18 protein-coding genes and 1 tRNA gene are annotated in these 22,931 nt (G+C 72.6%); 16 read left to right on the top strand and 3 right to left on the bottom strand.

The window, feature by feature from the left end; genetic code table 11:
- Positions 1–4 precede the first annotated feature (4 nt).
- A complete protein-coding gene (locus tag ABIB53_RS10795) occupies positions 5–643 on the bottom strand; it encodes a TIGR03085 family metal-binding protein (RefSeq protein WP_354588149.1) in 639 nt (212 codons plus the stop codon).
- 93 nt (positions 644–736) lie between these two features.
- Between ABIB53_RS10795 and ABIB53_RS10790 the strand changes: the two genes are divergently transcribed.
- From ABIB53_RS10790 to ABIB53_RS10715, 16 genes are all read left to right on the top strand, one after another.
- Positions 737–2,635 (top strand): ABC transporter ATP-binding protein, encoded by a 1,899-nt coding sequence (locus ABIB53_RS10790; protein ID WP_201466719.1) that lies wholly within the window; start codon positions 737–739, stop codon positions 2,633–2,635.
- Positions 2,632–4,443: an ABC transporter ATP-binding protein gene (locus tag ABIB53_RS10785; RefSeq protein WP_201466721.1), complete on the top strand. Its 1,812-nt coding sequence runs from the start codon at positions 2,632–2,634 to the stop codon at positions 4,441–4,443. Before ABIB53_RS10790 ends, ABIB53_RS10785 begins: the two co-directional genes overlap by 4 nt.
- A gap of 84 nt (positions 4,444–4,527) precedes the next feature.
- Positions 4,528–4,908, top strand: coding sequence for a phosphoribosyl-AMP cyclohydrolase (gene hisI, locus ABIB53_RS10780; protein WP_354588148.1), 381 nt, complete (start codon positions 4,528–4,530; stop codon positions 4,906–4,908).
- A complete protein-coding gene (locus tag ABIB53_RS10775; RefSeq protein WP_354588147.1) occupies positions 4,905–6,482 on the top strand; it encodes an anthranilate synthase component I in 1,578 nt (525 codons plus the stop codon). The genes hisI and ABIB53_RS10775 overlap by 4 nt, the downstream gene beginning before the upstream one ends.
- Positions 6,479–7,060: a Trp biosynthesis-associated membrane protein gene (locus ABIB53_RS10770; RefSeq protein ID WP_354588146.1), complete on the top strand. Its 582-nt coding sequence runs from the start codon at positions 6,479–6,481 to the stop codon at positions 7,058–7,060. The genes ABIB53_RS10775 and ABIB53_RS10770 overlap by 4 nt, the downstream gene beginning before the upstream one ends.
- Positions 7,061–7,103: 43 nt before the next feature.
- Complete coding sequence (gene trpC / locus ABIB53_RS10765; RefSeq protein WP_068276129.1) at positions 7,104–7,886, top strand: indole-3-glycerol phosphate synthase TrpC; 783 nt, start codon at positions 7,104–7,106, stop codon at positions 7,884–7,886.
- Positions 7,883–9,163: a tryptophan synthase subunit beta gene (gene trpB, locus ABIB53_RS10760; RefSeq protein ID WP_201466737.1), complete on the top strand. Its 1,281-nt coding sequence runs from the start codon at positions 7,883–7,885 to the stop codon at positions 9,161–9,163. The genes trpC and trpB overlap by 4 nt, the downstream gene beginning before the upstream one ends.
- Positions 9,160–9,975: a tryptophan synthase subunit alpha gene (gene trpA / locus ABIB53_RS10755; protein WP_123091655.1), complete on the top strand. Its 816-nt coding sequence runs from the start codon at positions 9,160–9,162 to the stop codon at positions 9,973–9,975. Before trpB ends, trpA begins: the two co-directional genes overlap by 4 nt.
- A complete protein-coding gene (locus ABIB53_RS10750; RefSeq protein ID WP_354588145.1) occupies positions 9,975–10,481 on the top strand; it encodes a MauE/DoxX family redox-associated membrane protein in 507 nt (168 codons plus the stop codon). The genes trpA and ABIB53_RS10750 overlap by 1 nt, the downstream gene beginning before the upstream one ends.
- Before the next feature lie 48 nt (positions 10,482–10,529).
- Positions 10,530–11,300 carry a DsbA family protein gene (locus tag ABIB53_RS10745; protein ID WP_354588144.1) on the top strand — a complete coding sequence of 257 codons (771 nt, stop codon included), beginning with the start codon at positions 10,530–10,532 and terminating at the stop codon, positions 11,298–11,300.
- Positions 11,300–12,211 (top strand): prolipoprotein diacylglyceryl transferase, encoded by a 912-nt coding sequence (lgt, locus tag ABIB53_RS10740; RefSeq protein ID WP_354588143.1) that lies wholly within the window; start codon positions 11,300–11,302, stop codon positions 12,209–12,211. Before ABIB53_RS10745 ends, lgt begins: the two co-directional genes overlap by 1 nt.
- Positions 12,212–12,384: 173 nt before the next feature.
- Positions 12,385–16,938 (top strand): glutamate synthase large subunit, encoded by a 4,554-nt coding sequence (gltB, locus tag ABIB53_RS10735; protein ID WP_354588142.1) that lies wholly within the window; start codon positions 12,385–12,387, stop codon positions 16,936–16,938.
- Complete coding sequence (locus ABIB53_RS10730) at positions 16,931–18,388, top strand: glutamate synthase subunit beta (protein ID WP_251720281.1); 1,458 nt, start codon at positions 16,931–16,933, stop codon at positions 18,386–18,388. Before gltB ends, ABIB53_RS10730 begins: the two co-directional genes overlap by 8 nt.
- A gap of 99 nt (positions 18,389–18,487) precedes the next feature.
- Complete coding sequence (pyk, locus tag ABIB53_RS10725) at positions 18,488–19,933, top strand: pyruvate kinase (RefSeq protein ID WP_354588141.1); 1,446 nt, start codon at positions 18,488–18,490, stop codon at positions 19,931–19,933.
- A 37-nt stretch (positions 19,934–19,970) separates the two neighbouring features.
- Positions 19,971–20,053, top strand: a tRNA-Leu gene (locus tag ABIB53_RS10720).
- A 51-nt stretch (positions 20,054–20,104) separates the two neighbouring features.
- Positions 20,105–20,713: an ANTAR domain-containing response regulator gene (locus tag ABIB53_RS10715; protein ID WP_123091662.1), complete on the top strand. Its 609-nt coding sequence runs from the start codon at positions 20,105–20,107 to the stop codon at positions 20,711–20,713.
- 48 nt (positions 20,714–20,761) lie between these two features.
- Here the strand turns inward: ABIB53_RS10715 and ABIB53_RS10710 are convergent, their stop codons facing one another.
- Positions 20,762–21,514 carry a DUF554 domain-containing protein gene (locus ABIB53_RS10710; RefSeq protein ID WP_354588140.1) on the bottom strand — a complete coding sequence of 251 codons (753 nt, stop codon included), beginning with the start codon at positions 21,512–21,514 and terminating at the stop codon, positions 20,762–20,764.
- The gene (locus ABIB53_RS10705) at positions 21,511–22,752 is read right to left on the bottom strand and encodes a hypothetical protein (protein WP_354588139.1); all 1,242 of its coding nucleotides are present in this window, start codon (positions 22,750–22,752) and stop codon (positions 21,511–21,513) included. The genes ABIB53_RS10710 and ABIB53_RS10705 overlap by 4 nt, the downstream gene beginning before the upstream one ends.
- Between the last annotated feature and the right edge of the window lie 179 nt (positions 22,753–22,931).

The following is a 22,931-nucleotide window of genomic DNA, read 5'->3' as shown; positions in this document are numbered from 1 at the left end:
GACCTCACATCCCGAGGTCGGCCTCGGTGAGGGTGGCGACCGCAGCCTTCTCGCCGACGAACTCGACCTGGGCGACGCCCTTGCGCCCCGAGAGGAAGAGCAGGATCTCGCCCGGGTGACCGTGCACCTCGACGACGGGGTGGCCGGTGCCGACCCGCTTGCGGTGCTTGGCCGTGACGAGCTCGACGTCGACCCCCTTCGCCCCGCGCAGGAGGAGGGGGGCCATCTTCGCGAGCTGCTTGCCGAGGGCGGTCGTCAGCTCCTGGGGCAGGTGGCGGGGGTTGGCGTCGGCGGTGCCGCGACGCACGTCCTCGTGGTGAATGAACATCTCGACGAGGTTGGCCGCCTCGTCGACCCGGGCGACGCGGGTGGGGTGCCAGGCCGGCGGCCCGGTGCGCACGCGCTCGACGAGGGTGGCGAAGGGGGTGCGCGCGGCCAGCGACCGGGTCGCGGCGTCCGTGCGCCCGGCGAGGGCCGGGACGACGATGCCCGCGGCGAGGTCGAGACGGGCGCTCTCGCGGATGACGAGGTGCGCGGCGAGGTCGGCGACGCCCCACGTCCCGCACAGCGTCGGGGCGTCGGGACCGGCTGCGAGCATCGTGTCGCAGAGCGCTCCGCGCTCGTCGTGGGCGAGTCGGCTCATGGGTCTACCTCACTGGGGTGGTCCGGTGTGTGTCCTGCGCTGTCGTCCTGACGTGGGAGGGTATCCCGGCGGAGCAGGCGGAAGGGGTCTGGGATGGGTGAGGTCGCGGTGGAGCAGCAGCTCCGGCGGCGCGGACAGCTCGCGACGATCCTGCGCGCGCTGCGCATCATCGGGTGGGGCGTGCGGGTGACCCCCGGCACCTTCGCCCTCGCGGTCGTCGGCAGCGTGATCTTCGGCGTGGCCACCGCGGGCATGGCCTGGGCCGTCGGCTGGGTCACCGAGCACCACGTGACGCCCGCCGTCACCGCCGGCGAGGTCGACGGGGGCCGCCTGGCGATCATCTTCGGCGCGATCGCGGCCGTCGTCGCCGCGACGACGGTCGGCGTGCTCGGGCGGCGCATCTTCGGCGCGATGGTCATGTACGGCATCGCGGCCGACTACCGACGCCGCGTCACGCGCCAGTACCTGCGTCTGCCCCTCACGTGGCACCACCGCCACCCCTCCGGCCAGCTCCTGTCGAACGCGAACGCCGACGTCGAGGCGACGTGGTTCGTCTTCATGCCGCTGCCCATGGCGCTCGGCGTGCTCGTCATGCTCGCCTTCGGGCTGGTCCAGATGGCTCTCGTCGACCCGGTGATGATGCTCGTCGGGCTCACCTGCTTCCCGCTGCTCATGATCGCCAACGGCGTCTACCAGCGCCGGATGACGCCGCTGGCGACGACCGCCCAGCAGCTGCGCGCCGAGGTGAGCGAGGTCGCCCACGAGTCGCTCGAGGCGGCGCTCGTCGTGAAGTCGATGGGCGCCGAGGAGCGCGAGACGCGCCGTTTCGCCGAGGTCACCGGCCGGCTGCGCCAGGCCAACATCGCCGTCGGTCGCACCCGCGGCACCTTCGACCCCGTCATCGAGGCCATCCCGCAGCTCGCCACGCTCGTCGTCCTCGCCGCCGGCACCGCACGGGTGGGCAGCGGGGCGATGACCCCCGCCGAGGTCGTCCAGGTCGCCTACCTCATCGCCGTCCTCGCCTTCCCCGTGCGTGCCTTCGGCTGGGTGCTCGGCGAGCTGCCGCGCACCGTCGTCGCCTACGAGCGGGTCGAGCGCGTCCTGCTCGAGAGCGGGCACACGACCCACGGGCCGCGGCGCCTCGACGGCCGCGGGCCGGTCGAGCTCGCCCTGGAGGGCGTCTCCTTCCGCTACGAGAGCGCCGAGCGCACCGATCTCGCCGAGCGCGACGAGGACGAGGTCGCCGCGTCCGTCGGCGTCCCCGACCGCCCGCTGGCCGTCGACGGCGTCGACCTGCGCATCGCGCCCGGGCGCACCGTGGCGCTCGTCGGCCCGACCGGGTCGGGCAAGTCGACCCTCGCCGCGCTCACCACCCGTCTGCTCGAGACCACCGCCGGCACCGTGCGCTACGACGGCGTCGACCTCACCGAGCTCGCCGCCGGCGAGGTCAGCCGGGCGGCGGCCCTCGTGCCGCAGGGCACCTTCCTCTTCGACGACACCGTCCGGGGCAACATCACCCTCGGCGAGGAGATCGACGACGACGCGGTCGAGCGCGCCCTGCGCCTGGCGCAGGCGTGGGACTTCGTCGACCGGCTGCCGCACGGGCTCGACACCGAGGTCGGCGAGCGCGGCGCGTCGCTGTCCGGCGGGCAGCGCCAACGGCTCGCGCTCGCCCGGGCGGTCGTGCGAGAGCCCCGGCTGCTCGTCCTCGACGACGCCACCTCGGCGGTCGACCCCTCCGTGGAGCTGGCGATCCTCCACGGCCTGCAGGAGCGCAGCGGGGGCTCCACGGTGCTGCTCGTCGCCTACCGGCTCTCGACGATCGCGCTCGCCGACGAGGTCGTCCACCTCGAGGGCGGCCGGGTCGTCGACCGGGGGACCCATGCCGAGCTGCTCGGTCGGGACGCCTCCTACGCCCACCTCGTCACCGCGTACGCGCGCCAGGCCGAAGAACGCGCCGAGCGCGCCGAGCGCGCGGAGGCGAGCGCATGAGCACCGACACCCGTCCCGCGCAGGACGAGGCGCTGCCCGGTCTCGTCAGCTCGCAGGGGTCGACGTGGTCGACCTTGCGCCGCGGTCTCGCGCTCTCGCCCGAGCTGACCCGCGGCATCTGGGTGACGCTCGCGCTCGCCGGGCTCATGACGCTCGGCCGGGTGGTCATCCCGGTCGCGGTCCAGCAGGTCACCGACCACGGCTTCGGCGCGCCCGGCGGGGTCGACACCGGCTACGTCTGGCGGCTCGTCGCGGTGTGCGCCGTCGTCGTGCTCCTCACCGCGTGGTGCGGCTACCTCGTCAACGTCCGCCTCTTCACGGCCTCGGAGTCGGGGCTGGCGACGCTGCGCACGACGGCCTTCCGGCACATCCACGACCTGTCGATGCTCACCCAGAGCTCCCAGCGCCGCGGGTCGATGACCTCACGGGTGACCTCCGACGTCGACACGATCAGCCAGTTCGCCCAGTTCGGCGGCATCATCCTCGTCGTCAGCACCGGTCAGATCCTCGTCTCGCTGCTCCTCATGGCCTTCTACAGCCCGGTGCTGCTCCTCGTCGTGCTCGTGAGCTTCGTGCCGCTCTTCGTCGCCGTGACGCGGCTGCAGCGGGTCCTCGGCCGGGCCTACCTCGCGGTGCGCGAGCGCGTCGGCGACATGCTCGCCGCGATCTCCGAGTCGATCGGGGGCGCCGAGACGATCCGGGCCCACCACGTCCAGGACCGCACGGCAGCCCGGATCGACGGTGCGGTCGAGGCCCACCGCTCCGCCGCCGTGCGGGCCCACGTCCGCTCCTCGCTCGCCTTCGGCGTCGGGCAGTTCTTCACCGGCCTGACCCTGGGCACCGTGCTCGCGGTCGGCACGTGGCTCGCCGTGCACGGTCACCTCACCCTCGGCGAGCTGCTCGCCTTCCTCTTCCTCGTCAACCTCTTCACCCAGCCGGTGCAGCAGGCCACCGAGATCCTCAACGAGCTGCAGAACGCCGTCGCCGGGTGGCGCCGGGTCCTCGACGTCGTCGAGACCCCGGCCGACATCGCCGACCCGGGCGAGGACGGCGAGGTGCTCCCGCGCGGTCCCGTGGCCGTCGAGCTGAGCGACGTCGGCTTCGCCTACCCGGGCGGACCGCCGGTGCTCACCGACGTCAGCTGGCGGGTCGAGCCGCGCAGCCGCGTGGCCGTCGTCGGCGAGACCGGGTCGGGCAAGTCGACGCTGGCCAAGCTGCTCACCCGCCTCGTCGACCCCTCGTCGGGCGAGGTGCGCCTCGACGGCGTCGAGCTGTCGCGGGTGCGCTTCTCCAGCCTGCGCGAGCGCGTCGTCCTCGTGCCGCAGGAGGGCTTCCTCTTCGACGCCGACCTCGCGACGAACATCCGGCTCGGCGCGCCCGACGCGAGCGACGCGCGGATCCAGGCCGCCGTCGACGACCTCGGGCTCGGCCCGTGGCTGTCCGGCCTGCCGGCCGGGCTCGCCTCGCAGGTCGGCCCGCGCGGCGAGTCGCTCTCGGCGGGCGAGCGCCAGCTCGTCGCCATCGTCCGCGCCTACCTCGCCGACCCCGACCTCCTCGTCCTCGACGAGGCGACGAGCGCGGTCGACCCGGCGACGGAGGTGCGCATCCAGGACGCCCTCGACCGGCTGCTCGAGGGCCGCACCTCGGTGACGATCGCCCACCGCCTCTCCACTGCGGAGGCGGCCGACGAGGTCGTCGTCGTCGACGCGGGCCGCATCGTCGAGCGCGGGCCGCACCGCGACCTCGTCGGTGCCGGTGGCACCTACTCGGCGCTGCACGCGTCCTGGGCGGCCCAGCAGCAGCACTGAGGGTCGGTCAGGGCCCAAGGGTCAGGGTGGCCCGGGTGACGGGCGAGTTGTCGGGCGCGGGTGTCGCTGAGGCACGATGTGCGGGTGCCCGAGACCACCCCTTCGCCCCTGCCCGCCGAGATCGCCGACCGGCTCTCGCGCGACCCCGCCGGCCTCGTCGCCGCGGTGATCCAGCAGCACGACACCCGTGAGGTGCTCATGCTCGGGTGGATGGACGACGAGGCCCTGCACCGCACGCTGACGACCGGGCGGGTGACCTTCTGGTCGCGCAGCCGCGGCGAGTACTGGCGCAAGGGCGACACCTCGGGCCACGCCCAGCACGTGCGCTCCGTCGCGCTCGACTGCGACGGGGACGCGCTCCTCGTCCAGGTCGAGCAGGTCGGCGCGGCCTGCCACACCGGGGACCGCACGTGCTTCGACGCGGGCCGGCTCGACGCCGCCGTCGGCGACGGGGGAGCGGCATGACCGCGCTGCCCGAGCTCGGCTACGGACGCACGTGGCCCGATGCCGACACCTTCGGCGTCCTCGCCCGCGACCGGCGCGTCATCCCCGTCGTGCGCCGGCTCATGGCCGACGCCGAGACCCCGCTCTCGGTCTACCGCAAGCTGGCGAAGGGGGAGCCCGGCACCTTCCTGCTCGAGTCCGCCGAGCAGGGCGTGTGGTCGCGCTGGTCGATCATCGGGGCCCGCAGCCGCGCCACCCTCACCGAGCGCGACGGCGAGGCGCTGTGGATCGGCCAGCCGCCGGCCGGGGTGCCGACGACCGGCTCGCCGGTCGAGGTCCTGCGGGCCACCCTCGAGGCCCTGCGCACCGAGCCGGTCGAGGGCCTGCCGCCGCTGACGTCCGGGATGGTCGGCGCGATCTCCTACGACGCGGTCCGGCGCTGGGAGCGGGTCCCGGCGACCCTGCCCGACGTGCTCGGCGTCCCCGAGGTCGGCATGGTGCTCGCCACCGACGTCGCCGTCCTCGACCACTCCGACGGCTCGCTGCTCCTCATCGCCAACGCGATCAACTACGACGACACCGACGAGCGGGTCGACCAGGCCTACGACGACGCGGTGGCCCGTCTCGACGAGATGGTGCTCGCCCTCGCCGAGCCGGCGCCCAGCACGGTCGCCACCGTCGACCCCGACGTCGTCGCCGACGCCATGGCCTCGGTGACGAGCGACGTCACCCCCGAGCGCTACCAGGAGATCGTCGAGGAGGCGAAGGAGGACATCCGCGCCGGCGAGGTCTTCCAGGTCGTCCTCTCGCAGCGCTTCTCCATGGACTGCCCGGCCGACCCGACGGAGGTCTACCGCGCGCTGCGGGCGGCCAACCCGAGCCCGTACATGTACTTCTTCCGCCTGCCGCGCGCCGACGGCAGCACCTACGACGTCGTCGGCGGCTCGCCCGAGGCGCTCGTCACCGTCACCGGCCGCGAGGCGCTGACCCACCCGATCGCCGGCACCCGGCCCCGGGGCAAGACCCTCGAGGAGGACATCGCCCTCGCCGAGGAGCTGCTCGCCGACCCCAAGGAGCGTTCCGAGCACGTCATGCTCGTCGACCTCGGGCGCAACGACCTCCAGCGGGTGTGCGAGGCGGGCACCGTCGACTGCCTCGAGCTCATGGACGTCCGGCGCTACAGCCACGTCACCCACCTCGAGTCCACGGTCGTCGGCCGGATGCGCCCCGAGGTCAGCGCCTACGACGTCCTCGTCTCGACCTTCCCCGCCGGCACCCTGTCGGGGGCGCCCAAGCCCCGTGCCCTCGCCCTCATCGAGCACTACGAGCGCAGTCGCCGCGGCGTCTACGGCGGGGTCGTCGGCTACCTCGACTTCCACGGCGACATGGACATGGCCATCGCCATCCGCACCGCGCTCGTCGTCGACGGGCGGGCGCACGTCCAGGCCGGCGCCGGCATCGTCGCCGACTCCGTGCCCCACCTCGAGCACGCCGAGTGCGTGGCCAAGGCCGGGGCCGCCCTGCGGGCAGTCGCGACGGCCGGGGCGATGCGCACGGTGGGCCCCGCCCGGCCGTCCGACGGGGGCAGGGCATGAGGTCCGTGCTCACCCGCAAGCTCGTCGTCCTGCTCCTCGCCCTGCTCGGCGCGCTCGTCGCCCTCGCCGCCACCCGCGGGGTGTGGGTGAGCGGCACCGTCACCGACGTCGCCGGGGCCACCCCCGCCGAGGCGACCGGGGGAGAGGCAGCCCCGGGCCTGGCCGGTGTCGCCCTCGTCGGCGCGGCGGCCGCCGTCGCGGCCCTCACGAGCGGTCGGATCGGTCGCGTCGTCTCCGCGCTGGCCCTCATCGGCGTCCTCGTCGTCGTCGTCGTGCTCGTCGTACGGGTCCTGCTCGACCCCGCGGCGGTGCTCGGCTCGGTCGCCGGGGGCCGCTCCGGCACCACGGCGACCCTGCCGGCCGAGGCGTCCGTGACGGCCTGGCCGTGGGTCGCCGTGGCGAGCGTCGTCCCCTTCGCCCTGGCCGCCCTCGGCGTCCTCCTCGCCGGCGGCCGGTGGAGCGCGCTCGGCGCTGACTCCTCGGGAGGGCGCTCCGCGACCGTGGCCGGCGGCACCGGCACGGGTGCCCCGCGCTCGGACTGGGACCGCCTCAGCGAGGGCGAGGACCCCACGACGTGAGGCAGCGTGCCGGGGGCCCAGCCGCGGAGACTAACCTGGCCCCATGCCCAGCGTCCTGACCCAGATCATCGACGGCGTGCGCGAGGACCTCGCCGCCCGGGAGCTCGATCTCCCGCTGCGCGACGTGCAGCGACGGGCCGAGGAGGCCCCCGCCCCGCGCGACGCGTGGTCGCGGCTGCGCGCCCCCGAGCTGAGCGTCATCTCCGAGGTCAAGCGCTCGAGCCCGAGCAAGGGCCCCCTCGCCGAGATCCCCGACCCCGCAGCCCTGGCGAGCCAGTACGCGCAGGGCGGGGCGGCCGCGATCTCCGTGCTCACCGAGCAGCGCCGCTTCGGCGGCTCGCTCGCCGACCTCGACGCCGTGCGCGCCGCGGTCGACGTGCCCGTGCTGCGCAAGGACTTCGTCGTCACGCCCTACCAGGTGTGGGAGGCCCGGGCCCACGGCGCCGACATCGTCCTGCTCATCGTCGCCGCCCTCGACGACCTCCAGCTCGCCGAGCTGCTCGCCCTCACCGGCCGGCTCGGCATGACCGCGCTCGTCGAGGTGCACGACGAGGCGGAGACCGTCCGCGCCGTCGACTCCGGCGCCTCGGTCATCGGCGTCAACAACCGCAATCTCAAGACCCTGGAGGTCGACATCTCCACCTTCGCCAGGCTCGCCCCGCTCGTCCCCGACGGGTGCGTCAAGGTCGCCGAGTCCGGCGTCCGCGACGTCGCCGACGCCGCTACCTTCGCCGCTGCCGGCGCCGACGCGATCCTCGTCGGCGAGGCCCTCGTCACCGGCGGCGACCCGGCCGCCGCGGTCGCCGCGATGCGAGGCGTGCGATGAGCGCCCCCGTCCAGGCCGGCCGCTTCGGCCGCTTCGGCGGCCGGTACGTGCCCGAGGCCCTCATCCCCGCGCTCGAGGAGCTCGACGAGGCCCGCCAGAAGGCCGTCCTCGACCCCGACTTCACCGACGAGCTCGACCGGCTGCACCGCACGTACACCGGTCGTCCGAGCATCATCACCGAGGTGCCGCGCTTCGCCGCGCACGCCGGCGGGGTGCGGATGATCCTCAAGCGCGAGGACCTCAACCACACCGGCTCGCACAAGATCAACAACGTCCTCGCGCAGTGCCTGCTCGCCCAGCGGATGGGCAAGCGCCGCGTCATCGCCGAGACCGGCGCCGGCCAGCACGGCGTCGCGACGGCGACCGCCGCCGCGCTCATGGGTCTCGAGTGCACCGTCTACATGGGCCGGGTCGACACCGAGCGCCAGGCGCTCAACGTCGCCCGCATGCGCATCCTCGGGGCCGAGGTCGTCGCCGTCGAGCACGGCAGCGCGACGCTCAAGGACGCCATCAACGAGGCCCTGCGCGACTGGGTGACCAACGTCGGGCACACCCACTACGTGCTCGGCACGGTGACCGGGCCGCACCCCTTCCCCGAGATGGTCCGCGACTTCCACAAGATCATCGGCGAGGAGGCGCGCGACCAGGTGCTCGGGCTCACCGGTCGTCTGCCCGACGCCGTCGTCGCCTGCGTCGGCGGGGGGTCCAACGCGATGGGGATCTTTCACCGCTTCGTCGAGGACACCGACGTGCGCCTCGTCGGGATCGAGGCCGCGGGTGCCGGGGTGACGACGGGCCGGCACGCCGCCCGCTTCGCCACCGCCGACCCCGGCGTGCTCCACGGCGCGATGAGCTACCTCATGCAGGACCGCGAGGGTCAGACCCTCGAGACCCACTCGATCTCCGCCGGCCTGGACTACCCGAGCGTCGGCCCCGAGCACGCCCACCTGCGCGACACCGGTCGGGCCGAGTACCGGTACGCCACGGACGACGAGGCCATGGAGGCCTTCCGCCTGCTGTGCCGCACCGAGGGCATCATCCCGGCCATCGAGTCGGCCCACGCCCTCGCGGGCGCCCTCGTGCTCGGGCGCGAGCTCGGCCCCGACGGGCTCGTCCTCGTCAACCTCTCCGGTCGCGGCGACAAGGACATGCACACCGCCGCCCAGTACTTCGGGCTCGTCGACGGCGAGCTGCCGCCGCCGAGCGAGGAGGCGACCGCCGACGGCGGCGCCGAGAGCGTCACGCCCGTGCAGGACGACGGGGGAGTGCAGGAGTGAGCGTGCAGACCACGGACCTCGGTGTCGGCGAGGTCCTCGCCCGGTGCCGTGCCGAGGGGCGCGCCGCGCTCGTCGGCTACCTGCCCGTCGGCTACCCCGACGTCCCGACCTCGATCCGCGCGATGGAGGTCATGTGCGCCGCCGGGGTCGACGTCGTCGAGGTCGGCATGCCCTACAGCGACCCCCTCATGGACGGGCCGGTCATCCAGCGCGCGGCCACCGAGGCCCTCGAGCGCGGCGTCCACGTCGACGACGTCTTCGCCGCGACGGCCGCGGTGCGGGCCACCGGCACGCCGCCGCTCGTCATGTCGTACTGGAACCTCGTCCTGCGGCGCGGGGTGGCGCAGTACGCCGCCGACCTCGCCGCCGCCGGGGGAGCGGGTCTCATCACCCCCGACCTCGTGCCCGACGAGGCCCAGGACTGGGTCGAGGCCTCCGACGAGCACGGTCTCGACCGGGTCTTCCTCGTCGCCCCGAGCTCGACCCCGGAGCGGCTCGAGCGGGTCACCGCGGCCTGCCGCGGCTTCGTCTACGCCGCGTCGACGATGGGCGTCACCGGCGCCCGGACGAGCGTCGGCGACACCGCGGGCGAGCTCGTCGCCCGGGTGCGCGAGCACACCGACACCCCGGTCTGCGTCGGTCTCGGCGTGTCGACCCGCGAGCAGGCGGCACAGATCGCCCGATTCGCCGACGGGGTCATCGTCGGGTCCGCACTCGTCGCCACCCTCCAGGACGTCCCGGCGCAGGAGGGCCTGGAGCGCCTCGACGCGCTGACCCGCGAGCTCGCCGCCGGCGTGCGCGAGGGCCGGTGATGACCGGGACGACGACGACCGCGGACGCGACGACGACGTCGCGCCGCCCGCTCGTCCTCGACGTCCTCGGGCTGCTCGCCCGGCTCGTCCTCGGCGGGGCGCTCCTGCTCGCCGGCGGGCTGAAGATCGGCAACCCCTCCGGCTCGGCCCGTGCCGTGCAGGCCTACGACGTCCTCCCCTTCGAGGTGGCCCGGGTCGTCGGCTACGGGCTGCCCTACGTCGAGGTGATCCTCGGCCTGCTCCTCGTCCTCGGGCTCTTCACCCGGGCGAGCGCGGTGCTCGGGGGTCTGCTCATGGTGGTCTTCGTCGTCGGCATCGCCCAGGCCTGGGCCCGCGGCCTGACCATCGACTGCGGCTGCTTCGGCGGCGGCGGCCAGGTCGCCGCCGACCAGACCGAGTACGGCACCGAGATCCTGCGCGACCTCGGCCTGGCCCTGTGCGGCGCCTACCTCGTCGTGCGACCGCGCACCCTCGCCGGTCTCGACCGCGCCCTCCTCGGGCGCTGACCCCCCTTCGTCCCCACCCGACCAGACGCACAGCAAGGCAGGCACGTGATGAGCCAGGACAGGCAGGCCAAGATCCAGGCCGCGGCGAAGGGGCAGCGCACCGGCGCCAACCCCCTCCTCGTCGGCGGCATCGTGCTGATCGTCGCGGTGGTCGTCGTCGTCGCCGGCGTCGTGTGGTCGAGCCAGAAGGACGCCGTCCAGACCGGAGGCCCGCCGCCCGGGACCCAGATGGGACAGCCCTTCGACCCCTACCGGGACGCCCCGACCGTCGAGGGCGCCCCGACGCTCGACGTCTACGAGGACTTCCGGTGCCCGGCGTGCAAGCTCTTCGAGCAGGCCTTCGGCCAGACAGTCGGCGACCTCGCCCAGGAGGGCAAGATCGAGCTGCGGGTCCACCTCAAGACGGTCATCGACTCGAACTTCGGCCAGGAGGGATCCTCGATCGCCGCGAGCAGCGCGTTGTGCGCGGCCGACCAGGGCGGCTGGACCGGCATGCACCAGTGGCTCTTCGCCAACCAGCCGACGGAGCCCGGCGAGTTCACGACGGACCAGCTCGAGCAGGGCGCGAAGGCCGGGGGCCTGTCCGGTGACCAGCTCGACGCGTGGCAGGAGTGCAGCGACGCGGGCGTCTACCGGGCGTACGTGCGCAGTGTCGACGACCAGTCGGTCAAGGACCAGATCACCTCGACCCCGACGATCGTCGTCGACGGCACCCAGCTGAGCTGGGGCGCCCTCGTGCCCGACGGCCGGCCCGACGTCGACGCATTCACCCGGATCGTCACCACCGGTGAGGTCCCGAAGGACATGGTGGCCTCCTGATGAGCCTCGCACCCCTGACCGTCGCCGTCCCGGCCGCGCTGCCCAGCCCCGAGGTCGGGGCGTGGAGCATCGGCCCGCTGACGATCCACGCCTACGCGCTGTGCATCCTCGCCGGCATCATGGCCGCCGTCTGGATCGCCCAGAAGCGGATCGAGACCCGTGGCGGGCGTGAGGGCGTCGTCCTCGACATCGCCCTGTGGGCGGTGCCCGCCGGCATCATCGGCGCGCGGGTCTACCACGTCATCACCACCCCGGAGCCCTACTTCGGGCCCGGCGGCTCGCTCGTCGCCGCGCTGCAGATCTGGAACGGCGGGCTCGGCATCTGGGGCGCCGTCGCCGGGGGAGCGGTCGGCGCGTGGATCGCGGCCCGCCGCTACGACGTGCCGATCGGGGCCCTCGCCGACTCGGTCGCGCCCGCGCTGCCCGTCGCCCAGGCGATCGGGCGCTGGGGCAACTGGTTCAACAACGAGCTCTACGGGCGCGAGACAGACGTGCCGTGGGCGCTGGAGATCCACCGCTGGGACAGCTCCACGGGACGGGCCGTCCTCGACGCCTCCGGCCAGGCCGAGGTCATCGGGACCTTCCACCCGATCTTCCTCTACGAGTCGATCTTCTGCCTGCTCCTCGCCCTCGCCCTGCTCCTGCTCGACCGGCGCCGCTCGCTGCACCCGGGGCAGCTCTTCGGGGCCTACGTCATGGGCTACCCGCTCGGCCGGGTCGTGCTGGAGACGATGCGCACCGACGAGGCGCAGATCGTCCTCGGGCAGCGCCTCAACGTGTGGACCAGCCTCGTCGTCGTCGTCATCGGCGCGGTGATCTGGGTGCTCGCCGGACGGCGGGCGAAGGGCGCGACCGGCGCCCCGGACGCGCCGGAGGACCGGGTCGAGACGCCCTCGACGACCACCGGCTGAGCGGCGTCTCGCCATTCGAGATCGGACGGTCACCAGGTAAGACGCTGTCCTGCTACTCTCGCCGCGTGGCCGCTGCCGTCCACGCCGCCCGCACGCCTCGGGCCCGCCTGCACGTCTCTTCGCTGCGGCGACGCCAGGGCGTCCCCCTCGAGAGATAAGGACGGTGATCGTCGGTGACGACCTCGCCCTTCCACCGCTTCTCAGCGCACCCGGCCGACACGGGGCTCTACCGCCGTGAGGCCGAGCACGACGCCTGCGGCGTCGCCATGGTCGCCACCATGCGGGGGCACGCAGGCCGCGACATCGTCGACCACGCGCTGCTCGCGCTCATCAACCTCGACCACCGCGGCGCGACGGGGGCCGACCCGCTCGTGGGCGACGGCGCCGGCATCCTCACCCAGGTCCCCGACCGATTCCTGCGCGAGGTCGTCGACTTCGAGCTGCCCGCTGCCGGCGCGTACGCCGTGGGCACAGCCTTCGTCCCGCGCGAGGACGACCAGCGCGCCGAGGTCGTCGCCGCGATCGAGACGATCGTGCGCGAGGAGGGACTCGTCGTCCTCGGGTGGCGCGACGTGCCCGTCGAGCGCGACATCGTCGGCGACATGGCCCGCGAGGTCATGCCGCTCTTCCGCCAGCTCTTCGTGGCCGCCCCGGAGGGCGAGATCACCGGCATGACCCTGGAGCGCCTCGCCTACTGCGTGCGCAAGCGCGCCGAGCGCGAGGCCGACGTCTACTTCGCCTCGCTCAGCTCGCGCACCATGGTCTACAAGGGCATGCTGACGACCACCCAGCTCGAGCCCTTCTACCCCGACCTGCGCGACGAGCGCTTCGAGACCGAGCTCGCGCTCGTGCACTCGCGCTTCTCGACGAACACCTTCCCGAGCTGGCCGCTGAGCCACCCGATGCGCTTCATCGCCCACAACGGCGAGATCAACACGGTCAAGGGCAACCGCAACTGGATGCACGCCCGGGAGTCGCAGCTGACCTCCCCGCTCATCCCCGGCGACATCTCTCGCCTCTTCCCCATCTGCACCCCGGGCGCCTCGGACTCGGCCTCCTTCGACGAGGTCCTCGAGCTGCTCCACCTCAGCGGGCGCTCCCTGCCGCACGCCGTGCTCATGATGATCCCGGAGGCCTGGGAGAACCACGAGAGCATGGACCCGGCTCGCAAGGCCTTCTACGAGTTCCACTCGATGTTCATGGAGCCGTGGGACGGCCCGGCCTGCGTGACCTTCACCGACGGCCGCCTCGCCGGCGCCGTCCTCGACCGCAACGGGCTGCGCCCCGGCCGCTACTGGGTGACCGACGACGGTCTCGTCGTCCTCGCCTCGGAGTCCGGCGTCCTCGACCTCGAGCCCGAGCGGGTCGTGCGCAAGGGCCGGCTCATGCCCGGCAAGATGTTCCTCGTCGACACCCAGGAGGGGCGGATCGTCGAGGACGAGGAGATCAAGTCCCGGCTCGCCGAGGCCAACCCCTATGAGGACTGGCTGCACGCCGGCCGCATCATGCTCGCCGACCTGCCGCCGCGCGAGCACGTCATGCACACGCCGGCCTCCGTGCGCCGCCGCCAGCAGACCTTCGGCTACACCGAGGAGGAGCTGTCGATCCTCCTCACGCCGATGGCCAAGCAGGGTGGCGAGGCGCTCGGCTCGATGGGCACCGACACCCCCATCGCCGTGCTGTCGAGCAAGCCGCGCCTCATCTTCGACTACTTCAACCAGATGTTCGCGCAGGTGACCAACCCCCCGCTCGACGCCATCCGTGAGGAGCTCGTCACCGCCCTCGGCACGGCGATCGGCCCGGAGGGCAACGCGCTGACCGCCGAGCCCGCGCACGCGCGCCAGGTGATCCTGCCCTTCCCCGTCATCGACAACGACGAGCTCGCGAAGATCGTCCACATCAACGCCGACGGCGACCTGCCCGGCTACGCGACCCTCGTCGTGCGCGGCCTGTACGACGTCAGCGGCGGCGAGGCCGCCCTGCGCGCCCGGCTCACGGAGATCTGCGCGGAGGTCTCCGCCGCGATCGAGCAGGGCGCCCGCTTCATCGTCCTGTCCGACCGCGACTCGGGGCGCGACCTCGCCCCGATCCCCTCGCTGCTGCTCACCTCGGCGGTGCACCACCACCTCATCCGCGAGAAGACCCGCACCCAGGTGGGTCTGCTCGTCGAGGCCGGCGACGTCCGCGAGGTCCATCACGTCGCCCTGCTCATCGGCTACGGCGCCGCCGTCGTCAACCCCTACCTCGCCATGGAGTCCGTCGAGGACATGGTCCGTCGCGGCGTCATCGAGGGGGTGAGCGAGGAGCAGGCCGTGAAGAACCTCATCAAGGCCCTCGGCAAGGGCGTGCTCAAGGTGATGTCGAAGATGGGCATCTCGACGGTCGCGAGCTACCGCGGCGCGCAGGTCTTCGAGGCGCTCGGCCTCTCGCAGGAGCTCGTCGACGAGTTCTTCACCGGCACGGTCAGCCAGCTCGGCGGCGTCGGTCTCGACGTCGTCGCCGCGGAGACCGCCGCCCGTCACTCGACGGCCTACCCGCCGGACGGGATGGCCCTGCCGCACCGTCACCTCGCCACCGGCGGCGAGTACAAGTGGCGCCGCGAGGGCGAGCCGCACCTCTTCGACCCCGACACCGTCTTCCGCCTCCAGCACTCGACGCGGGCCCGGCGCTACGACATCTTCAAGCAGTACACCCAGCGCGTCGACGACCAGTCCGAGCGCCTCATGACCCTGCGCGGGCTCTTCGAGCTCGGCGGCGGCGAGCGGCGCGAGCCGATCGGCGTCGACGAGGTCGAGCCGGTGAGCGAGATCGTCAAGCGCTTCAACACCGGCGCGATGAGCTATGGCTCGATCAGCCAGGAGGCGCACGAGACCCTCGCCGTCGCGATGAACCGGCTCGGCGGCCGGTCCAACACCGGCGAGGGCGGCGAGGACCTCGAGCGTCTCGTCGACCCGGAGCGCCGCAGCGCGATCAAGCAGGTGGCCTCGGGCCGCTTCGGCGTGACGAGCGCGTACCTGACGAACGCCGACGACATCCAGATCAAGATGGCGCAGGGCGCCAAGCCGGGCGAAGGGGGACAGCTGCCGGGCCACAAGGTCTACCCGTGGGTGGCCAAGACCCGTCACTCGACCCCCGGCGTGGGTCTCATCAGCCCGCCGCCGCACCACGACATCTACTCGATCGAGGACCTCGCCCAGCTCATCCACGACCTCAAGAACGCCAACCCGGCGGCGCGCATCCACGTCAAGCTCGTCTCCGAGGTCGGCGTCGGCACTGTCGCGGCGGGCGTGAGCAAGGCCCACGCCGACGTCGTGCTCATCTCGGGCAACGACGGCGGCACCGGCGCCTCCCCGCTCACCTCGCTCAAGCACGCGGGCGGCCCCTGGGAGCTCGGGCTCGCCGAGACCCAGCAGACGCTCGTGCTCAACGGGCTGCGCGACCGGATCGTCGTGCAGGTCGACGGGCAGATCAAGACCGGCCGCGACGTCGTCATCGCCGCGCTGCTCGGCGCGGAGGAGTTCGGCTTCGCGACCGCGCCGCTCGTCGTCAGCGGCTGCATCATGATGCGCGTCTGCCACCTCGACACCTGCCCCGTGGGCATCGCGACGCAGAACCCCGAGCTGCGGGCGCGCTACTCCGGTCAGCCCGAGTTCGTCGAGACCTTCTTCGAGTACATCGCCCAGGAGGTGCGCGAGCACCTCGCCGCCCTCGGCCTGCGCTCCGTCGAGGAGGCCATCGGCCAGATCGGCATGCTCGACACGCGTCGGGCCGTCGAGCACTGGAAGGCCGCCGGGCTCGACCTCGCGCCGGTCCTGGCGAAGGTCGAGGCCTTCGACGGCTCCGGCATCCGCCACACGAAGGCGCAGGACCACGGCCTCGAGCGCGCGCTGGACCACCGCCTCGTCGAGATCGCCCGGCCGACACTGCAGGACGGCGCGCCGTCCCGCGGCGAGGTCGAGATCCGCAACGTCAACCGCACGGTCGGCACGATGCTCGGCCACGAGCTGACCAAGCGCTACCCCGAGGGCCTGCCCGAGGGCACCGTCGACATCACCGCGCGCGGCAGCGCCGGCCAGTCCTTCGGCGCCTTCCTGCCGAAGGGGGTCGCGCTGCGGCTCGTCGGCGACGCCAACGACTACGTGGCGAAGGGGTTGTCCGGCGGCCGCGTCGTCGTCACCCCGCCGGAGGACTCGGCCCTCGTCGCAGAGGACAACGTCATCGCCGGCAACGTCATCGGCTACGGCGCGACCTCGGGCGAGATCTACCTGCGTGGTGTCGTCGGCGAGCGCTTCTGCGTGCGCAACTCCGGGGCGACCGCGGTCGTCGAAGGGGTCGGCGACCACGGCTGCGAGTACATGACCGGTGGCACGGTCCTCGTCCTCGGCGCCACGGGCCGCAACTTCGCCGCCGGGATGTCCGGCGGGCAGGCCTACGTCCTCGACCTCGACGACGCGCTCGTCAACACCGAGCTCGTCGACGTCACCCCGCTGCGCACCGGTGACGAGCCGGTCGTGCGCCGGCTGCTGCAGGCCCACGTCGAGCACACCGGCTCGGTCGTGGCCCAGCGGCTCCTCGACGAGGGGGAGGCGGGTCTGGCCCGCTTCTCGCTCGTCCTCCCTCGCGACTACCAGCGCGTCCTCGACGTGCGGGCCGAGGCCGAGGCCGAGGGCCTCGACGCCGACGGCGCGCAGGTCTGGGACCGGATCATGGAGGCTTCCCGTGGCTGACCCCCAGGGCTTTCTCACCACCCGCGAGCGGGAGCTGCCCAAGCGGCGGCCCGTCGAGGTCCGGATCAAGGACTGGAAGGAGGTGTACGAGGAGCAGGAGCTCGCGCAGCTCGAGCGCCAGGCCGGCCGCTGCATGGACTGCGGCATCCCCTTCTGCCACTCCGGGTGCCCGCTGGGCAACCTCATCCCCGAGTGGAACACCCTCGCGTGGAAGGGCGAGTGGCACGACGCGATCGAGCGGCTGCACGCGACGAACAACTTCCCGGAGTTCACCGGGCGGCTGTGCCCCGCGCCGTGCGAGACCGCGTGCGTCCTCGGCATCAACCAGCCCGCGGTGACGATCAAGCAGGTCGAGGTGACGACGATCGAGGAGGCCTTCGGCCGCGGCGACGTCGCCCCGCAGATCCCCGACCGGCTCACCGGCAAGACCGTCGCCGTCGTCGGCTCGGGCCCGGCCGGCCTCGCCGCCGCCCAGCAGCTGACCCGCGCCGGTCACACCGTCGCGGTGTACGAGCGGGCCGACAAGCCCGGCGGGCTGCTGCGCTACGGCATCCCCGAGTTCAAGATGGAGAAGCGGGTCGTCGACCGCCGTCTGGCGCAGATGCGCTCGGAGGGCACCCGCTTCCGCTCCGGCGTCGACGTCGGCGTCGAGATCACCGGCCAGCAGCTGCGCGACCGCTACGACGCCGTCGTCCTGGCCGTCGGGGCGACCGTCCCGCGCGACCTGCCCGTCCCCGGTCGCGAGCTCGAGGGCGTCATGCAGGCGATGGACTTCCTGCCCGACGCCAACCGGGTCGCCGTCGGCGAGGAGGCGCCCGGCCAGGTCACCGCCGAGGGCAAGGACGTCGTCATCATCGGCGGCGGCGACACCGGCGCGGACTGCCTCGGCACGTCGATCCGCCAGGGCGCCCGCTCGGTGACGAGCCTGGAGATCATGCCGCAGCCCGAGCAGGAGCGGGTCGCCGGGCAGCCCTGGCCGACCTACCCCTCGCTCTTCCGGGTCGCCTCGGCCCACGAGGAGGGCGGCGAGCGTCTCTACGCGGTGTCGACCACCGAGATCGTCGGCGACGAGCAGGGCCGCGTCAGCGGGCTGCGTCTCACCGAGGTCGAGCGCGGGGCCGACGGCTTCACCCCGGTGCCCGGCAGCGAGCGCGAGCTGCCCGCGCAACTCGTGCTCCTCGCGATGGGCTTCCTGGGGCCGCAGGCCCAGGGGCTCGTCGAGCAGCTCGGCGTCGACCTCGACGAGCGCTCCAACGTCGTGCGCGACGCCCAGTACATGAGCACCGTGCCCGGCGTCTTCGTCGCCGGCGACGCGGGCCGGGGCCAGTCGCTCATCGTGTGGGCGATCGCCGAGGGCCGCGCCGCCGCGCACGGGGTCGACCGCTACCTCATGGGCAGCTCGAAGCTCCCGCGCCCGGTCAACCCGACCGACCGCCCGCTCATGGCCTGAGCAGGCCGGGGCGACCCCCCCTTCGCACGACCGCTGGCCCGCACCACGCCCTGTGGTGCGGGTCACGTGCGTCCTGCCCCCGGTCGTAGGATGAGGATCATGCGTCGCGCGAAGATCGTCTGCACCCTCGGCCCCTCGACCTCCACCCCGCAGAAGATCCAGGAGCTCGTCGCTGCGGGCATGGACCTCGCCCGGCTCAACCTCTCGCACGGCGACCACGCCGTCCACGAGGCGAACTACCGCGCCGTGCGCGCCGCGGGCGACGCGGCCGGGCGCGCCGTCGGCACGCTCGCCGACCTCCAGGGGCCCAAGATCCGCACCGGGCGCTTCGCCGACGGGCCGATCATCCTCACGCCCGGCGAGCACTTCACCATCACCACCCGCGACGTGCCGGGCGACCAGCAGGTCGTCGGCACCACGTACGCGGGCCTGCCCGGCGACGTCAGCGCGGGAGACCGCATCCTCGTCGACGACGGCAAGATCTCGCTGACCGTCGAGGAGGTCACCGACACCGACGTGCGCTGCGTCGTCGTCTACGGCGGGCCGCTGTCGAACAACAAGGGGATCAACCTGCCCGGCGTCGCGGTCTCCGTGCCCGCGCTGTCGGAGAAGGACGAGGACGACCTGCGCTGGGCCGTGCGGCTCGGGGTCGACTTCGTCGCGCTGAGCTTCGTGCGCAGCGCCCGCGACATCGACCGGGTGCACGAGATCATGGACGAGGAGGGCGCCCGCCTGCCCGTCATCGCCAAGATCGAGAAGCCCCAGGCCGTCGACGACCTCGACGCGATCGTCGACGCCTTCGACGGGATCATGGTCGCCCGTGGCGACCTCGGCGTCGAGATGCCGCTCGAGGAGGTCCCGCTCGTGCAGAAGCGCGCGGTCGACATGGCCCGCCGCAAGGCCAAGCCCGTCATCGTCGCCACCCAGGTGCTCGAGTCGATGATGGAGAGCAGCCGGCCGACGCGGGCCGAGGCCTCCGACGCCGCGAACGCCGTCCTCGACGGCGCCGACGCACTCATGCTCTCCGGGGAGACCGCCGCGGGGGCGTTCCCCATCGAGGCCGTCACCGTCATGGCCCGGATCATCGAGAGCACCGAGGACAACGGGCTCGAGCGCATCGACCACCTCTCCGGCATGGGCTCCGCCCAGGGCGCGGTCATCACCCGTGCGGCGGCGGAGATCGGCACCGAGCTCGACGTCAAGTACCTCATCGCCTTCACCCAGACCGGTGGCTGCGCGCGCCGGCTGGCCCAGCTGCGGCCAGCCCTGCCGACGCTCGCCTTCAGCCCCACCCAGAGCGTGCGCTCCCAGCTCGCCCTCGTGTGGGGGATCGAGACCTTCCTGACGCCTCCCGTGACGAGCACCGACCAGTACGCGATGATGGTCGACGAGATCCTCCTCGACGCGGGCCGGGTCGAGGAGGGCGACAAGGTGGTCATCGTCGCCGGCTCCCCGCCCGGCATCCCGGGCTCGACGAACGCCGTGCGCGTCCACCGCATCGGCGACGCCCGCAACGGCGTCGCGAGCGCCTACCGCATGATGTGACCCGTCGGGCGCCCCGGTAGGCTGCCAACCGCCCCCCGCCGGGGTGGTGGAATGGCAGACACGAGGCACTCAAAATGCTTTGCCCGTAAGGGCGTGCGGGTTCAAGTCCCGCTCCCGGCACCCGCTCCACCCCGTCCCCGAGTCCGTCGAGACACGACGAGTGAGGTCACCATGAGCTCCACCGAGACCAGCGCCACCGGCTCCTCCGCCCTGCGGATCCTCATCGCCGAGGACGAGGCGTTGATCCGTACCGACCTCGCCGAGATGCTCACCGAGCAGGGCTACGAGGTCGTGGGCCAGGCGAGCGACGGCCAGCAGGCCGTCTCGCTCGCCGAGCAGCTGAAGCCGGACCTCGCGATCTTCGACATCAAGATGCCCGTCATGGACGGTCTCGCCGCGGCCGAGGCCGTCGGCGGACAGCGCATCTGCCCGGTCATCATGCTCACCGCCTTCAGCCAGAAGGAGCTCGTCGAGCGCGCCCGTGACGCCGGTGTCATGGCCTACGTCGTCAAGCCCTTCAGCGCCTCCGACGTCCTGCCGGCCATCGAGGTCGCCAGCTCGCGCTGGTCCGAGCTCAAGGCGCTCGAGTCCGAGGTCGCCGACCTCGGCGAGCGTCTCGAGACCCGCAAGGCCGTCGAGAAGGCCAAGGGCGTGCTCATGAAGAAGCTGAAGATCTCCGAGGCCGAGGCCTTCCGCTGGATCCAGAAGACCGCGATGGACCGCCGCATGGGCATGCGCGAGGTCTCCGACGCCGTCGTCGCCGGGATGGACAAGGCCTGAGCGAAGGGGGATCCCCTCGGGTCCCCCTTCGTGCGTCCGCCCGCAGCCTCAGCGCAGCACGACGACGAGCTGGGTGAGCAGGGGCGCGACGAGGAGCGCGGGCAGCATGTCGCCCACGGGGATCTCGCGGATGCGCAGCAGGCGCAGGGCGATGCCGACGAGGACGAGCCCGCCGGTCGCGGTGAGCGCGAGGATGTGCGGCTCGGGCAGCACCGAGCCGAGGAGCACCCCGGCGAGCGTGAGGGCGCCCTGCACGACGAGGACGCTCACCGCCGAGAAGAGCACCCCGACGCCGAAGGTCGAGGCGAAGGCGAGGGCGGCGAAGCCGTCGAGCACCGACTTGAGCGCGAGCTTGTCGATGCCACGGCCGAGCCCGTCGTCGAGGCTGCCGAGGATGGTGAGCGGCCCGACGCAGAAGAGCAGGCTCGCGGTGAGCCACCCCTCGACGAAGCGCTCCCTCGACTCGTGGCTCGTGCCCCCGCGCCCCACGGCCCGCTGCACGGTGCCGGCGAGGCGCTCGAGACGCTCCTCGATGCGCAGCAGCGAGCCGATGATGCTGCCGACGAGCAGCGAGCCGAGGACGACGAGCACGGGGGCGCCCGAGCCGAGGGCGCCGCGCAGCACCGGTGAGGTCACCTCGACCGCGGACAGGCCCGCCATGAGGAGGGTGACGAGCCCGAGGCTGTCGGTGACGACGTCCCGGGTGCGCTCGGGCAGGCGGCCGCCGACGAGCATGCCGAGCCCCCCGCCGACGAGTACGGTGAGCACGTTGAGCGCGGTGCCGAGACCGACGAAGGTCACGATCCCTCCTTCGCCTCGGGACTGCTGCCGGGCACACGATAGAGGGTCAGCATTCGACCCTTCTCACCGATTTCGACCCGCCCCATCATCTGTGCGTTCGTCGGGATCCCGTCGTTGAAATCGGGCTCCGAGCTGTCCACGATGATGATTTTTTCCGTTGGAGCTGGGTCGGAGTCCAGCCAGAGGTGTTCGGCGTCCTCGGGGAAGGGCCACGGGAGCAGGTAATGGGGCTCCCACCCGTTCCTCTGCAGCTCGAAGGCAACTGCAGGCGCAGTCCCAAGGAGGGGGACGAAGCCCAGCCCGTGGATTCGGACCGACCTTCCCCGCCCATCGCCGAGGTTGTCTACGGCAATGGCCGCAGCTGTTGTGTTGGACGAACCGTTCTCGAGAGCGGGCCTCGCACCGGCGGTCTGCAAGACCACCGACACCGCAGCTACGCCAAGGCCGATTCGCGCAACTGGCCACGACGGCAGTGCAGGTGAAATCCGTTCCCATCTGGCGGCACCGCCCATTGCGACCGCTGACCAGGTAAAGGTGGCCACAGGGATCCAGTGCGCCAGCCAGTACGGTGCGTTCGGGTACCGAGGCATCAGGGCGGCGGTTGCCACGAGTGCGATGTTGGCCACCACGGCGATCTGCGCTGGGATGCGCGCGGCATGACGGCCCGGAAATTTTCCGGGTGCGAACGCGACGAATGTCAACGCAAGTAGCACCAGCCCGCCGATGGCCCTCGCGAGAGGTGACCCCGCCGTCAAGAAGTCGAAAGAGTAGCCTCGAAAACCGCCCGGCGCGGGGGCGAGGATCGCGACGTGCCGGATGGCTTCCCTCAGTCCTGTCCGAGTGTTGGTACCGGCGCCAGACTGTACCCAGGCCACGAGCTGCTGGACGTTGTTCGGGTTGTTTCGAATCAGCTCGACGATGACCGGCAACCAGAGAAGGCACCCGAGGCCAGCCGCGATCCAGATTGATCGGGCGCGCAGGGCGTCTCGCAGGTGAGTTCGTTTGCTCGTCGCGCGGAGGAGGCCAACGAGCCAAGTGATCAAGATGAACACGACCATGGACGCCACTAAAGGGACGAAGGCGAGATTGGCCTGCGCCGCCACTGAGGTGGCAGCGACCCACATCGGCCACGCGCGTCGGTGGCCCTGCACGACAGCCCACGTAGTCACCAAGCTGAGAAGCACAGGGAGCATTCCGAAGAATGGGTTCAGCGGGCGGTAGAGGAGCTGGGTGCTCATAGCCCACTGGGTGACGACTGTCGCTGCACCAAACAGAAGCACCCCTAGCTCGCCGGCCAGGCGCCTCGTCCATGTGAGGACCGCGGTCGAGCACAGGGCGGCGCTTGCGGTGCATCCCAAGGCGATGCCGAACGAGCCTCCCCCTGATAGCGCTAGGGGGAGGGACAAGATGTAGAACT

It is taken from the genome of Janibacter sp. UYMM211, from assembly GCF_040547045.1.
Taxonomy (GTDB): Bacteria; Actinomycetota; Actinomycetes; order Actinomycetales; family Dermatophilaceae; genus Marihabitans; species Marihabitans melonis.
Note: the sequence above shows the minus strand (reverse complement) of the source record. Positions and strands in the feature narration are given on the sequence as shown.